Source organism: Sulfuricurvum sp. RIFCSPLOWO2_12_FULL_43_24 (assembly GCF_001829605.1).
Lineage (GTDB): Bacteria > Campylobacterota > Campylobacteria > Campylobacterales > Sulfurimonadaceae > Sulfuricurvum.
On record NZ_MIBT01000020.1, the window covers coordinates 1 to 14092 of the forward strand.

Genomic DNA, 14092 nt, shown 5'->3' on the forward strand with positions numbered 1-14092 from the left:
TAGCACTCTCGTTAGGGGGAAAACTGATCTCGCCGATGACCCACAATAAACAAGAGATTATGCTATTGAATGTCGTCGAAGAGATGGCGATAGCCTCAGGGATAGCACCGCCTCCCGTATATCTCCTGCATGATCAGGGGATCAATGCCTTCGCCGCCGGATTCACCTATGAAGATGCGGTGATCGGAATCACACAGGGTGCATTGGATGCATTGGATCGACAAGAGCTTCAGGGGGTAATCGCCCATGAGTTCAGCCATATTTTTCACGGAGATATGCGCCTCAATCTTCACCTCTCAGGTCTAATATACGGGATCGTTTTTATCGGCGGAATAGGACATTTTATCTTTGATGTTTTAGATTCTTCATCAATACGTCATAGCGTTTCTCGTTCTTCGAATGATAAAAAAGGGGGAAGCCTAATCGTCGCCATCTATCTGTTTGCACTCGGCTTAACCATCATCGGCTGGTTGGGAACGATGATCAGCGAATTGATAAAAGCGATGATATCCCGCCAGCGCGAATATCTTGCCGATGCTTCGGCGGTTCAGTACACCCGCTATCCCGATGGTATTGCCGGAGCGTTGAAAAAAATCGGTGCATCTGCGTACGGTTCAAGCGTCTCATCCAGTGCCGGCGGCGATTTCAGCCACCTATTTTTTTCCGACGGTACTTCCAATTTTTGGGATCATTGGTTCTCTACTCATCCCAAACTCGAAGATCGGATACGACGGATTGATCCGAGATGGGACGGGAAATTTGCCTCTGAGAAATCGTCTCAAAAACATTACGCCCAAAGCGAACAAACCACTTTTAACGTCCCCAAGCAGCCCAAAGAGGAAATCAAATCCAATCCGATTACATTCGATACTCTCTCACGTATGCCCAATCCATCAGGTAATTTTCATTCCGTCTCTTCCACTTTTGAAGCAGTTGACATCCCATTAGAAATCCAATCTATGACCGCAAATCCGCTCAGTGCCCAATGGATAATCTATGCTTTACTTTTGGGTAGTCAACACAACGAATTACGACTTCAAAAAGAGTCATTGGGGAGTGCATGGGAAAAAACACAAAATGTTTTGAAAACGATCGAATCTCTACCCCGATCATCTCATTTGAACTTGCTCCTCTTAGCAATACCAAACTTAAAAATGATGTCAACACTGCAATATGAACAGTTCCGTAAAACGATAGAAAAGCTGATTGATGCCGATAAACATATATCCATTTGGGAGTGGACGCTACGAAGTATACTTCTGACTCCGCTGGATTATGAGTACGGTTTGACTAAAATTCCTAAAAGTATGTTCCAATCCTCAAAACAAATTCAACATTCACTCAACATTGTATTTGTTTTTCTGGCAAAAACCCAATTTTCCAATGAAGAGACAGTTAGATTTCTTCTCCAAAAAACAGCCGAACAGTTTGATTTGGAACCGTTTCAATATTTAGAAGATCTCACCATCGACCAAGTCGATCTAGCGGTACGAAAAATTGCCCTAAGCGACAGCTCCCTCAAAACAAAAATAATCGATGCAACCGAAACCTTATTGAAGTACGACAGTAGATATCATGAAGATGACGCAGAAATTTTAACAGCATTCAAAACACTTTTACATGTATAAATTTAAATCAGACTATGTTTTATTTTCTTTGACTTTTTCGTCTAAAGTTTCAGAACCCCATGTAGGTGCCCATGCTATAATTTCAACCAAAGCGTTTAACCCTATTCTTATACCATTGCCCTAAGGAACAACCATGACTATCAAAAAAGACTGTATCGTCACCATCGACTATCACATTAACGACACCGAAGGAAATCTTCTCCACGAGGAAGAGGAGGCTCTTGTTTACCTGCACGGTAATTATGGTCATATTTTCCCTACGGTTGAAAAAGCATTAGAGGGGAAAAGTATCGGAGAAACATTCAAAATTGAACTCACCGCCGATAAAGCATTCGGAAATTATGACCCTACACTCGTTGTTACGGAAGAGCTCAGTGAACTGCCGGTAGAAGTAAGCGTCGGAATGGAACTCGATGGCTATTTTGAAGAAGACTCTGAGGATGTCATCATCTATACCGTAACCGATATCGAAGGCGATCATGCCACACTCGATGGTAATCACCCACTTGCGGGAATGGACCTCGTTTTCGAGGGGACCGTTTTAGATATCCATGAAGCAACACCCGAAGAGATCAAAGAGGTGCAGGAGTTTCATCACCAACACTGATTAGATCCAAATCCGAAACGAGCGTATAAAAAGCTTTACCTTCTCGGTATTGCTACTCGTCTTCCCGATTGCTATGAAGTCATTAACACTCCAAAATATTGCATTTTGCCCTATTTCTTTCCATTACTCTTTTTGTCATTGTATAATCAACATGATTGAAGCAACAACTTTTTAAAGGCTCCAACCTTGAGCGAATCCTTAACCGACAAATACAAAGTTCTCAAACACACCTTTGGTTTCTCCAGTTTTAGAGAGATGCAAGAAGATGCGGTAGACGCGATTCTGAGCCGTCGTGATTTGGCAATGTTACTCCCTACCGGAGGGGGAAAATCGCTCTGTTACCAGCTCCCTACCCTGCTGATGGATGGGATCACGATTGTCGTCTCTCCCCTCATCGCCCTCATGCATGATCAGGTGATTGCCCTCAAAGAGCTCGGGATCGAAGCGGAGATGATCTCCTCATCGCAATCGCCGCAAGAACAACAAGAGGCATTTTCCAAGGCTAAAAACGGCGTTTTAAAACTCCTCTACATCGCCCCCGAAAGACTGGCAAACGTCTCCTTTCTCTCATGGCTCGAAATGCTCGATATCAACTTTTTCGTCATCGACGAAGCCCACTGTATCAGTGAGTGGGGGCATGAGTTTCGTGATGATTACCGACGGCTGGGTGAGTTGCGCTCCGCTTTTCCTCATACCCCTATCGCTGCCTTCACCGCTACCGCTACCCCAAAAGTACGGGAAGACATCCTCTCGCAACTGGGGCTCAACGATCCGCTGATCCTCCGCGCCCCGGTACTGCGTAAAAACATCAAGATCACTGTTCGAGAGCGTGATGGCGGATGGCGCAATGAGCTGATGAATATTTTAAAAGAGCACGAAGGGGAGAGTGGGATTGTCTATGCCTTCTCCCGCCGCGAAACCGAAGAGCTCGCCGAATTTCTCTCTAAAAAAGGGATCAAATGTTTAGCCTATCATGCGGGGATGAGCGGCTCCATACGTCACGATACCCATACATCGTTTCTAAACGACGAAACGCAGATCATTGTCGCCACCGTCGCATTCGGGATGGGAATTGACAAGGGGAATATTCGCTTCGTCATCCACACCTCACTTCCTAAAACCATCGAAAACTACTATCAGGAAATCGGACGTGCCGGACGGGATGGAATCGACTCCGAAGCGATACTCTTTTATTCGGGAACTGATTTTTACAACAAAAAACGGCTTATCGATGAGGGGAGTGACCCCCAATATCGCGAGATGATCCTTAGCAAGCTCCGCGCATCGATGGATTACGCAACTGCCGAGGAGTGCCGCCATCGTCTAATCGCCTCCTATTTCAGCGATACAATCGCCCCTTGCGGTGACAAATGCGACAACTGTGTGGGCAGTGATATCCAAAAGCAAGAGATAACCACCCCCGCCCAAAAGTTCCTCTCCTGTCTCTATAAAACGGGTGAGCGATTCGGAGCCACCTATATCTCCGAAGTGCTTTGCGGAGAGGAAAAAGAAAAAATCCTCTCCAATTCCCATCAAAACCTGAGCGTTTTCGGGATTGGAAAAGAGTTGAGTAAGAGCACATGGAGCACCATCTCCAAAAGACTCATCGAACTGGGAGCTATTGAGCCCGATGAGTACAAAGCACTGAAAATCACCCCCGTCGGAGCCGACATATTGAGAGGAAAGATGGCTGTTCATATCCGATCAGATCGTCTATCGACCAAAAAAGTAACGCTAACATCCAAACACTCCGATCTCCACACCCCGAAATACTTCGAAAACTTCAAAGCCCTACGCGCTACCATCGCCAAAGAACACCATATCCCCGCCTACATCGTCTTCGGAGATAAAACCCTCTACTCCCTTGCCGAACAGCTCCCAAATACTAAAGAAGAGATGTTGGGTATCAGCGGTATCGGAGAAGTAAAATTCGAACGATACGGAGAAGCATTTTTGAACCTCTCGCATGAGTTGAGGGAAAAAGAGAGGGATTGATTAAGCGTCTATCATCCCCCGCCCCCTCTCCGACAAAAACGGGGCGATATGGATTTTAAACATTGCCTCTTTTGTCTCGCGTATCGATTCACGACTCACTTCGCCATCCATCGAGGCGAACACTTGCCAATACGCCGTGACAAACCAATAGAGCTTGGCACGCAAAGGGATCTCCTCTTTGTCGATATGTTCCAATATCTCTTCGCTGTGCAAATATCGGATCACCCCTGTTATCTGATTGATCCGCTTCTCCTGATTAATGACAAACGCCCTTTTTAGTTCGCCATCAAGCGCCATTAATACCGGAGCATCCCGCATCAAAAATCGATATTCCCAAAACAGATCGCCGTAATGATCGAACGATTCATCTAATACATTTAAGGGGTTCGGTGAACTGAGCATTTTTTCAAAACTCTTTAGCGATTCGATCCGCTCCGACATCTCAGCGTAGATTTCTCGGATAATCTCTTCTTTGTTGCGGTAATGATAGTAGAGATTTCCCGCCGATATCCCTGCCGCTTTAGCAATATGGTTGGTCGTGATTGAGAGCGAATCATGGAGATTAAACAGCTCGATGGCGGTGTTTTTAATCCGCTCTTTGGTTGTGATCTTTTTTGGTTTTTTCATGGGAAAATTCTACCATATTTAGAGTACAAATACGAATTAAATAATATATATTAGAGTAATTACACTAATATTAAGATGTATTTTAGATTTTTGATACTACTATGCCCCTATCTGATCGGGTGAGGAGCTAATGTATGGTACAGGGAAAACCGGGTGATGGATTGCCTAGAGGGGAGTTTTTAGTGATTCGATTGTTATTGATACCTATGGTGCGGACATTTTTTACATGGCACATCGCCTTTTGGCTTTTTAAACGAGAAGCTAGGATTATCATCTCTCTTTTGGAAAAGCTGAGCGAAGAGGAGCGGTTACAACAAGTCGTTATCGACAAAACCTTCGCCATCGAAGATCACTCACGCCAATTTTCACTCAACATGGTGATCGAGCACCTCTGCATCACAGGACGCAAAGTAACGAGCGTCATCGCCGCACTCACCGAGGAGCAAGAGTTTAGTGAAATTGTCACGATAGCGGGGGTAAAGCCGTTCGCAAACCGTTCCGGTACACTCGATGATTTTAAAGCCTTTATCGATGAGTACCAAAGCTTTTTCACCACATTGCCGAAACATCACTCTAAAATGACCAAAGCCCATCCGTGGTTTTACTCCTTCAACAACTTCGATTGGTGCTCTTTTATGTACATGCACACCTTTATCCATCGCCGACAAATCCAAGCAATTATCAAAGCCTCAAAGGAGAACCGATGAACAATACACTCGGAACATTATCCCGTGTCATAGGGTTATTTGTACTTTTACTAGGGGGATGGTTTTTGGCGGTAACGGTACTCTATACTCTAGTTACCCTGATCATCGGAAACACTTTTGAATGGCGTTATGTTGGAGTGCTGTTTGGTGCGGTTGTACTCATTAGGATGGTTTATCCTCGTAATGTTTTTGCGTGGTAAATACTATGCGACCTGAACCTTATCACAATGCTGAATGACATTAATGTCATCACCTTTTTTCTGCATCGTTTTATACAGATCGTATTCGTTTTGCAGATTCAGCCATAATTGTGCCGATGTACCGAAATACTTTGAAAGTTTCAAAGCCATTTCGGTCGTAATACCCCGTTTTTCATTGACCAGTTCGTTGATCGCTCGAAACGAAGTATGCAGTGATTTTGCCAATGCACTTTGTGAAATTTCCAAAGGGGTCAAAAACTCTTCTCTGAGGATTTCACCCGGATGTATCGGCTGTCGTTCTAATGCAAACATCTCTACTCTCCTTAATGGTAGTCTATAATCTGTACGTCATACGCATCATGGGCTTCATACGCGAATACGATACGGTATTGATCATTGATACGAATACTGTATCGTCCCGCATAATTGCCTTTTAGCGATTCCAACCGATTCCCAGGCGGTATTTTGAGGTCGTTGACATCTATCGCACCGTTGAGATATGAGAGTTTCCGCAATGCTGATTTGTGAACATCAGCGGGAATCTTTTTACTCTTACCCGTAATATAAAACTGTTCGGTCTCTTTATCCGCAAACGATTTAATCATAGCACATTATAACATATAGTGTAATACTTTAATCTAAAGTTTCAATTTGACAAAGCACCTAATTCTATTTTACATTTATGTGTTTATTAGTTATAATTAATAATAAAAATGTTCTTATAAAAAAGGTTGTAAATGACAAACCAGCAAGAAATTTCACCTCATTTCTATCGTAATAATTTCAATATTATCGACATAATAAAAACTGGTTTCCAGTATACAAATGGATTTAAAGCTACTGCTTGGAAAGTTATATTTATATTAGCAGTAATTATGTATCTTCTGTATACATTAATATGGTTGATTTTTCCTGATCTCAAACCTTACTCCGAACAAGTTAAAGAAAGTTTTAATATCGTCGACTTTATTGCTATACCTGTGATAGCACCTTTAATGACTGGTTTTGATATGATTATCATCAACTATTTAAGAGGTAAAAATGTATCCTATAAATCTATATTCCAATATTATCCAATCATGTGGAAATTATCATTAGCTAGTCTATTTGTATATTTAATACAAGAGGTTATCTCATTAATTACAAATTTAGTTGGCAATTATTTGCATTTAAAGTGGTTTCTCATTATGTCTTATATATTATCTATGATTATTACAATAATATATATGTTTACCTTACCTCTTATTGCCGACAAAGGATTAAAAATATGGGATGCTATGGAACTATCACGGAAATCAGTCTTTGCCCATTTTTTTAGCATCATAATTTTATATATTTTATTAGTAATTGTCATGATTCTAAGTGCAATTCCACTTGGTATTGGGATGATATGGACAGTACCAATGATGTTTATTGCATTTTATGGCTTACTGTATCGTATGATGTTTGATGGAGTTAGTTACGATATTGAAGAAAAAATTGTCGCCCAATAAGCACAACTTTAATATGCAATTTTCCTCGACCCAAAAAATCTTACGCGAGGGAGTTATCCCTCCCCTTTATCAACTTTCCCCCGCATTTTCTTAATATTCCCATGTTTCGTCTTACTGTCCATCCGCCGTTTCTGCGAGTTCTTCGTCGGTTTGGTCGGTTTACGCTTTTTTTGAACGATGGTAACGCTTTTGATAAGTTCTCTAAGCCGTTCCAACGCCGCTTCTTTGTTCTCTTCCTGACTTCTTGATTCTTGGGATTTGATGTTGATAATCCCCTCTTTGGTAATGCGGTGATCAGTAAGTGCTAAAAGACGTTCTTTGTAGAAATCGGGAAGGGTTGAAGCACTGATGTCGAAACGTAAATGGATCGCGGTGGAGACTTTGTTGACGTTTTGACCGCCAGAACCCTGAGAGCGTATAGCGGTTATCTCGATTTCGGAATCGGGAATGCTAACGGTGTGGGAGATTTGGAGCATGATATACCTCTCTAAAGGGAGAGATTATCTCCCCCGTCCGCCCGATTTTTTCGGTGAAGGCTTTTTCGTATTACCGAAGGCACTGTTTCTGGCTGAAGAATCGCTTTTACCGACGAGTTCATCCCGTGCGAGACGTGGTCCCCGTTTGCCGACGAATTTAGGCTGAACGGGAGCTTTTTTACGTTTATTCCCGAATGCTCCCGCCGTTTTTTCTTTTTTCTCTCCCTCTTTGGAGAGACTTTTACCCCGTGTTTTTACCAATGCGTTATCCGCAGGCGGTTCAAATCCAGCAACCAAGATAGTCTCGACATTTTTGCCGAGCATGGTGATGATTTTTGACCATGAGATGTGCTCTGCTGAGGAGAGGAGCGTGATCGCTAGCCCCTCATTTCCCGCGCGTCCCGTACGCCCGATACGGTGGAGATAGTCGGTACTGACGTGAGGAATGTCGTAGTTGATAACGACGTCTAGCCCCTCGATATCCAAACCGCGTGCGGCAATATCGGTTGCGACGAGGATACGGGCAGATCCTTCACGAAATTCACTGAGTGCACGATCTCTGGCACCGTGTTTTTTATCGCCGTGAATCACAACATTTTTGAGACCGCTGGCGGTTAGATCGGCACTCACTTCGTCTGCTTCGGCTTTCGTACGGGTAAAGACGAGAACCTGCGGATAGTTGTTCGAGCCTATCAGGAATGAAAGAAGCTCTTTTTTACGCTCTTTTTCAACCGGATGAACCACTTGACGAAGCGTCATATCGGCGGCTTTGAGGTTATCGATCTCAACGAGGAGCGCTTTTTTGAGGATTTTTTCACTCAGTTGTTTCACCGCAGGGGTCATCGTTGCAGAAAAAAGCATGTTTTGGCGATTGAGCGGGAGAAGATCGATAATCTGCCCTACCTCACGGATAAAGCCCATATCAAAAATCGTATCGGCTTCATCAAACACCAAATACTCGATTCGAGAGAGCGGAACGTGCCCTTGTTTGTTCAGCTCGATCAAGCGTCCAGGAGTAGCAACGATGATATCAACCCCCTCTCCCAGCTCTTTCGCCTGACGTGCCATATTGGCTCCGCCATAGAGAGCGATACACGTTAGTTCAAGCCCCTGTGCATACGATTCGATCGCTGCGCACACTTGGGATGCGAGCTCACGTGTCGGGACGATGACCAATGCTCTGGCACTGGATTGTTTCCCTTGGAGTGTGAGTAATTTTTGGATGATCGGGAGGGCGAATGCGGCTGTTTTCCCTGTTCCGGTTTGTGCCGCTCCGAGAACATCTCGTCCCCGCAGTACGAGAGGAATCACCTGAGTTTGAATCGGTGTCGGCTCAGTGTATCCTTTCTCGATTAGGGTTTCGAGAAGGTGGGCATTAAGCCCTAAAGTCGTAAATGACATGATAATAGTACCTTTTTGGTATTTTGTTCATGAATGTTAACATTTTATCGCTTCAAACCTCCCATTTATGGCATTTTTTTTGCTACGATACCGCAATTGATTTGAGAGGGAGAAAAGAGTGAGAGCAATAATGCTTTTAGTGACGTTAGCAGCGTTTTCATGGGGGGCTTCGACAAGCGGAATTGTTTTGGATAAAAAAACGGCTAAGCCGATCGCATCTGCCATTGTCATTTCGGGAAATAAAGAGTACCGAACCGATGAAAACGGTACCTTTCGAATCCCCAAAACTAATTTAGTGGGTATCCGCGCTGTAGGATATGAGCGCAAATTTTATAAAAACAGCGGGAAAATGTATCTGAACCGTGTTATCCCGAAAGCCCTGTATCTTTCGAGCTTCGGGGCAACTCACGGTAAAATCATGGGCAATGCGAAACATTTGATCTGTACTACCGAGGTAAATGCTCTCGTTATAGACATCAAAATGGACCGTGGCCAAATTGCATTTAAAACCGCAAATCCAATTGCAAATAAAATCGGGGCTCAAGAGGTGATCTTGTTTAAAGACCTCCCGAAATTTGTGGCTGATTTGAAAAAAGAGGGAATCTATACCATTGCTCGTATCGTCTCATTCAAAGATACCCCTTATATCACTGCCTATCCGCAATTCGGGGTCAAAAAAACCGACGGGACACTGTTTAAAGACAAAGAGGGACTTTATTGGGTCGATGCTTCCCGTAAAGAGTCTTGGAAATACATCATTGATATTGCCGAAGAATCGGCCAAAGCGGGATTTGATGAGATTCAATTCGACTATGTTCGATTTCCGGACCGCAAAGGGATCAAATTTTCGGTCGAAAACAACCAAGCCAACCGCGTACAAGCCATCAGCGGATTTTTGGAAAGTGCCCGTACCCGCCTGATCCCCTATAATGTCTTTATCTCAGCCGATATTTTCGGCTACGTAAGCTGGCATGATGCCGATATCGAAATAGGTCAGCGTGTCGATGCACTTGCACCGTATGTCGATTATCTCTCTCCAATGCTCTACCCAAGCGGATTTAATGCGGGAATTCCGGGATATACCAATCCGGTTGCCGCGAACTATGAAATCGTAAAACACTCTCTCGATAAAGCCCTCGAAAAATCAGGCGGTTCACCGCTCGCTTATCGACCATGGCTTCAAGCGTTTCGTGACTACGCGTTTGATCGCCGCATCTACGGTGACAAAGAGATCCGAGATCAAATCCGTGCCAGTGACGACTTCGGAAGCTGCGGATGGATTCTCTGGAATCCGCGCAACGTCTATACGGCTGCAGGCTTAATCCGTCTCGAACGTACTGCCGCTAAAAAAGTAGTAAAACCAGCTTCGTAAGTGAATACGCTCCCCATCCATGAGGTGATCCGCGATATTCGCTCCACCCTCGTATCCTACAATCGCCTTATCCTACAAGCCCCTCCGGGGGCCGGAAAAACCACCGCTGTCCCCCTCGCTCTTTTGGATGAACCGTGGCTCAAAGAAAAACAGATCATTATGCTCGAACCCCGCCGTATCGCGGCTCGCAGTTCGGCATCACGCATGGCACAGTTACTGGGGGAAAAAGTCGGGATGCGGGTCGGATACCAAATCCGAGCCGAAAAAAAACTGAGCGATAAAACCAAAATTCTTGTCGTTACCGAGGGAATTTTGACTCGTATGCTCCAAAATAATCCCTCACTCGAACATGTTGCCCTCATTATCTTTGATGAGTTCCATGAACGCCATCTGCACAGCGATCTTTCCCTCGCCTTTGCCCTCCAGTCTCAGGAGTTTTTACGCGAAGATTTAAAGATTATGGTGATGTCGGCAACACTCGATACCCAGACATTGCAAACACTTATGGAGAATCCGCCTCTCATCACCAGCGAAGGTCGCAGTTATCCGATCACCTTAGAGTATTTACCGCCCAACAGCCCCACTGTTGAACCCAAAAAAATCGTCCCCGCACTGATGAATATACTTCAAAACAGCATTCAAAATGATGAAGGGGACATCCTCGTATTTTTACCCGGCGAGCGTGAAATCCGATCACTCGAAACCGCCCTCAAAGAGCATTGTAAAAGTATTGATCTCGATATCACACCCCTTTACGGTGAACTTTCCAAAGAGGCTCAGGAGCGAGCTATTTTCCCCTCAGCGAAGCGTAAAATCGTACTCGCCACCAACATTGCCGAAACAAGTCTCACCATCGAGGGGATCACAGTCGTCGTCGATTCGGGTCTGGAAAAAGTCCTCACCTTCGATCCCCGAAGTGGGATGGAACGGCTTATTACCCAAAAAATTTCTCGTGCTTCCGCCGATCAGCGTTCAGGTCGTGCCGGTCGTTTAAGCGAAGGGAAATGTTACCGACTGTGGAGCGAAACTTCTCATCACGCCCTCCCTCCCCATAAAGAGCCGGAAATTCGTCTGTGCGACCTCACACCGCTCGCTTTGGAACTAAGCGCATGGGGAGATTCGGAACTCTCATGGATCACCCCGCCTCCTGCAAAAGCGCTGAGTCATGGATTAGAACTTCTGAGTATCTTAGGGGCTACGGATTATAAAGGAAATATTACCCCTCACGGCAAAGCGATGATTGCATTAGGTCTTCATCCCCGACTTGCCCACATGATTCTCATCGCCAAAACCCTTGAAGCCCAGAGCGAAGCAATACTCCTTGCCGCATTGCTGAATGAACGCGATCTCTTTTCAAAAAGTACCCACCGTTCTTCCGATATGCGAGAGCGTTTTTGGATTCTATCGGATCATCTGCGTGGCAAAACAATCGCTGCCGAACAGACTCAAAACTCTGAAACCATACTCAAAACCGCAAGAGAACTATCGAACCGCCTCAACATGACGCTGCGACTATCAGAAAATTTCCCTTCATCGATGATTGCCCTTTTACTTGCCCTCGCCTATCCGGATCGAATTGCTCGTCTACGAACGCCAAAGGGGGATAAATATCTCCTCAGCAACGCTAAAGAGGCAATTTTAAGCCGTGAAGATGATTTACACGGTGAAGAGTGGCTCGTTATTTGTGAAAGCGACGGTGATTCGACGATGGCGCGTATCTATCGGTGTTCACCACTCGATATCAATCTATTGGAACGTCATGAGCCTGAACTTTTTACGAGAGAAGAGAAAATTAGCTGGAATAGCGAATCAAAACGGGTTGAAGCACGAGAGATTACGAGGATTGGGGCGATCATCCTCGACTCACACCCTCTTGCTCATCTCGACACTGTAGAGGTTAAACAAAAACTCTTAGAGGGGATCCGATATCATGGCATAGAGGCTTTGACTCACTCACCGCAAGCACTCTCTCTTCGCCATCGTCTCCAAGCCCTGCATCACTATTCACCTGAAAACGCTATGGGTGATTTTAGCGATGAATTTCTCCTAAATTCTTTGGAAACATGGCTTTTACCCCATATCACTACCCAAAGCTCACTGCGTGAATGTGAATCTCTCGATCTCTACACTATTCTAGCCTCACAGCTCACGTGGGAACAAACGCAACGATTAAACACCCTCTTGCCGACACACTTTAGCGCCCCCACCGGAAGTACCATAGCATTGGATTATTCTGATCCCGAAGCGGTCATTTTGGCAGTGCGGATACAGGAAGTTTTCGGTCTCACTACCCATCCGAGTATCATGGAGGGGAAAATACCGCTGCTGGTGCATTTGCTCTCCCCTGCCCGCCGTCCGATCCAAGTGACCCGTGATCTGGTCGGGTTTTGGGAGGGTTCATACAGCGATGTCAAAAAAGAGCTCAAAGGGAGATACCCCAAACACTACTGGCCGGATGATCCGCGCAATGCCGAGGCGACGAGCAGAACAAAAAAATATATGGGCAACTAACTGTGTACCCGTTCATGGTTCTACAGGCTCACCACGAACGAAACTATATTGATAGTTTTAAATACTCACCCGATCTTCCATCGCTTTCGTGAGAGAGAGGATATCGACATTCTCCAGACTAACCCCCGTCGGAACCCCCTGCGCAATACGGCTAAAGCGTACATCGCAATCCATCAGTTTATCTTCGATGTAGAGCATAACCCCCTGATTCGCGATCGAGGGAGTAAGGGCAAAAATCACCTCTTTAATCCCGCTTTGGATAATCCCGCGTAAATGGGAAATATCGAGCTCTTCAATTGATTCAAGGACAAAATAGCGCCCGTCAAACAGAGCATTCTCTTCAAAAGTCAAAATATCTTTGGCATTTTCAACAATACAAAGGATTTCGTGATTACGCCGTTCATCACTGCAAATAGCACACAATTCGTCTTCGCTCAACCCTCCGCACGATCGACATTTTTTGAGGCTGGTGATCGCATTTTCGATTGCGTGGGCAAGTTTAAGTGCACCGAAACTGTCATGCATCACCATATGATACGCTAAACGGGTCGCGGACTTTTGTCCGATAGTTGGGAGCTGTTGGAGTGCATCAACAAGGCGGTTAAATTTTTCAAGTGATCTTTTCATAATCGATATTGTAGCAAAGGTCGTGCCATAAATAGTTTAGTCTTATTGACTCAATTAAGCTAACACTCTTTTCGACATGGTATAATTGCGCGAAAAATATGTTTTTGGAGTTATTGCGTGGAAGAAATGAGCTATTATGAGATTTTAGAGGTCACCAAAAATGCCAACGGAGACGAAATCAAAAAAGCCTACCGAAAAATGGCGAAACTTTACCATCCAGACCGTAATCCGAACGATGACACGGCAGAACATAAGTTCAAACTCTGCAATGAAGCGTACCAAGTTTTGAGTGATGATCAACAACGTGCACGCTATGACCGTTACGGCAAAGAAGGACTGCAAGGGGGGGCGGGTCGACGAAGCAGCGGCGGCGGGTTTGATGATCTCGGAAGTATTTTCGAAGAGATGTTCAACGGCTTTGCAGGCGGCGGACGCAAACAATCTCGTG

Annotated in this window: 15 protein-coding genes; 9 read left to right on the forward strand and 6 right to left on the reverse strand. The window is 44.8% G+C overall.

Annotated elements, in window-relative coordinates:
• From A3G19_RS02010 to recQ, 3 genes are all read left to right on the forward strand, one after another.
• On the forward strand, window positions 1-1628 hold a 1628-nt coding region (locus A3G19_RS02010), incomplete at its 5' end, for a M48 family metallopeptidase (protein WP_294870315.1).
• A gap of 133 nt (window positions 1629-1761) precedes the next feature.
• Window positions 1762-2235 carry a hypothetical protein gene (locus A3G19_RS02015; protein ID WP_015653416.1) on the forward strand — a complete coding sequence of 158 codons (474 nt, stop codon included), beginning with the start codon at window positions 1762-1764 and terminating at the stop codon, window positions 2233-2235.
• A 186-nt stretch (window positions 2236-2421) separates the two neighbouring features.
• Window positions 2422-4230, forward strand: coding sequence for a DNA helicase RecQ (gene recQ / locus A3G19_RS02020; protein ID WP_294870317.1), 1809 nt, complete (start codon window positions 2422-2424; stop codon window positions 4228-4230).
• On the opposite strand, the gene A3G19_RS02025 is transcribed toward recQ, so the two are convergent.
• A complete protein-coding gene (locus tag A3G19_RS02025) occupies window positions 4231-4857 on the reverse strand; it encodes a TetR/AcrR family transcriptional regulator (protein ID WP_294870319.1) in 627 nt (208 codons plus the stop codon).
• A 134-nt stretch (window positions 4858-4991) separates the two neighbouring features.
• Here A3G19_RS02025 and A3G19_RS02030 point away from each other — a divergent pair, with 134 nt between their 5' ends.
• Together A3G19_RS02030 and A3G19_RS02035 are read left to right on the forward strand one after the other, a co-directional pair.
• Window positions 4992-5564, forward strand: a complete 573-nt coding sequence (locus A3G19_RS02030; RefSeq protein ID WP_294870321.1) for a hypothetical protein — start codon at window positions 4992-4994, stop codon at window positions 5562-5564.
• Window positions 5561-5764, forward strand: a complete 204-nt coding sequence (locus tag A3G19_RS02035) for a hypothetical protein (protein WP_294870324.1) — start codon at window positions 5561-5563, stop codon at window positions 5762-5764. Before A3G19_RS02030 ends, A3G19_RS02035 begins: the two co-directional genes overlap by 4 nt.
• A 3-nt stretch (window positions 5765-5767) precedes the next feature.
• Here the strand turns inward: A3G19_RS02035 and A3G19_RS02040 are convergent, their stop codons facing one another.
• Window positions 5768-6076: a HigA family addiction module antitoxin gene (locus A3G19_RS02040; RefSeq protein ID WP_294870325.1), complete on the reverse strand. Its 309-nt coding sequence runs from the start codon at window positions 6074-6076 to the stop codon at window positions 5768-5770.
• 11 nt (window positions 6077-6087) lie between these two features.
• Complete coding sequence (locus A3G19_RS02045) at window positions 6088-6369, reverse strand: type II toxin-antitoxin system RelE/ParE family toxin (RefSeq protein ID WP_294870327.1); 282 nt, start codon at window positions 6367-6369, stop codon at window positions 6088-6090.
• Window positions 6370-6501: 132 nt separating this feature from the next.
• On the opposite strand from A3G19_RS02045, the gene A3G19_RS02050 reads away from it, so the two are divergent.
• Window positions 6502-7257 carry a hypothetical protein gene (locus tag A3G19_RS02050; protein ID WP_294870329.1) on the forward strand — a complete coding sequence of 252 codons (756 nt, stop codon included), beginning with the start codon at window positions 6502-6504 and terminating at the stop codon, window positions 7255-7257.
• Window positions 7258-7310: 53 nt separating this feature from the next.
• Here A3G19_RS02050 and arfB read toward each other — a convergent pair whose 3' ends face one another.
• Both arfB and A3G19_RS02060 read right to left on the reverse strand, forming a co-directional pair.
• Window positions 7311-7733 (reverse strand): alternative ribosome rescue aminoacyl-tRNA hydrolase ArfB, encoded by a 423-nt coding sequence (arfB, locus tag A3G19_RS02055; protein ID WP_294870331.1) that lies wholly within the window; start codon window positions 7731-7733, stop codon window positions 7311-7313.
• A gap of 24 nt (window positions 7734-7757) precedes the next feature.
• Window positions 7758-9134, reverse strand: a complete 1377-nt coding sequence (locus A3G19_RS02060; RefSeq protein ID WP_294870333.1) for a DEAD/DEAH box helicase — start codon at window positions 9132-9134, stop codon at window positions 7758-7760.
• Window positions 9135-9252: 118 nt separating this feature from the next.
• Between A3G19_RS02060 and A3G19_RS02065 the strand changes: the two genes are divergently transcribed.
• Together A3G19_RS02065 and hrpB are read left to right on the forward strand one after the other, a co-directional pair.
• Window positions 9253-10506, forward strand: coding sequence for a putative glycoside hydrolase (locus tag A3G19_RS02065; RefSeq protein WP_294870335.1), 1254 nt, complete (start codon window positions 9253-9255; stop codon window positions 10504-10506).
• Window positions 10507-13017, forward strand: coding sequence for an ATP-dependent helicase HrpB (hrpB, locus tag A3G19_RS02070; RefSeq protein ID WP_294870337.1), 2511 nt, complete (start codon window positions 10507-10509; stop codon window positions 13015-13017).
• A 57-nt stretch (window positions 13018-13074) separates the two neighbouring features.
• On the opposite strand, the gene recR is transcribed toward hrpB, so the two are convergent.
• Window positions 13075-13644, reverse strand: coding sequence for a recombination mediator RecR (gene recR / locus A3G19_RS02075; protein WP_015653407.1), 570 nt, complete (start codon window positions 13642-13644; stop codon window positions 13075-13077).
• Between the two features lie 126 nt (window positions 13645-13770).
• Here recR and A3G19_RS02080 point away from each other — a divergent pair.
• Window positions 13771-14092, forward strand: a 322-nt coding sequence (locus A3G19_RS02080) for a DnaJ domain-containing protein (protein ID WP_294870339.1), incomplete at its 3' end; no start/stop codon positions are given.

What these genes read in the sequence shown, in the direction of transcription:
- A3G19_RS02030 (WP_294870321.1), top strand. Translation starts at nt 4,992, where the DNA reads ATGGTACAGGGAAAACCGGGTGATGGATTGCCTAGAGGGGAGTTTTTA.
- recR (WP_015653407.1), bottom strand. Translation starts at nt 13,644, where the DNA reads ATGAAAAGATCACTTGAAAAATTTAACCGCCTTGTTGATGCACTCCAA.
- arfB (WP_294870331.1), bottom strand. Translation starts at nt 7,733, where the DNA reads ATGCTCCAAATCTCCCACACCGTTAGCATTCCCGATTCCGAAATCGAG.
- A3G19_RS02015 (WP_015653416.1), top strand. Translation starts at nt 1,762, where the DNA reads ATGACTATCAAAAAAGACTGTATCGTCACCATCGACTATCACATTAAC.
- A3G19_RS02060 (WP_294870333.1), bottom strand. Translation starts at nt 9,134, where the DNA reads ATGTCATTTACGACTTTAGGGCTTAATGCCCACCTTCTCGAAACCCTA.
- A3G19_RS02040 (WP_294870325.1), bottom strand. Translation starts at nt 6,076, where the DNA reads ATGTTTGCATTAGAACGACAGCCGATACATCCGGGTGAAATCCTCAGA.
- A3G19_RS02050 (WP_294870329.1), top strand. Translation starts at nt 6,502, where the DNA reads ATGACAAACCAGCAAGAAATTTCACCTCATTTCTATCGTAATAATTTC.
- A3G19_RS02045 (WP_294870327.1), bottom strand. Translation starts at nt 6,369, where the DNA reads ATGATTAAATCGTTTGCGGATAAAGAGACCGAACAGTTTTATATTACG.
- A3G19_RS02035 (WP_294870324.1), top strand. Translation starts at nt 5,561, where the DNA reads ATGAACAATACACTCGGAACATTATCCCGTGTCATAGGGTTATTTGTA.
- A3G19_RS02025 (WP_294870319.1), bottom strand. Translation starts at nt 4,857, where the DNA reads ATGAAAAAACCAAAAAAGATCACAACCAAAGAGCGGATTAAAAACACC.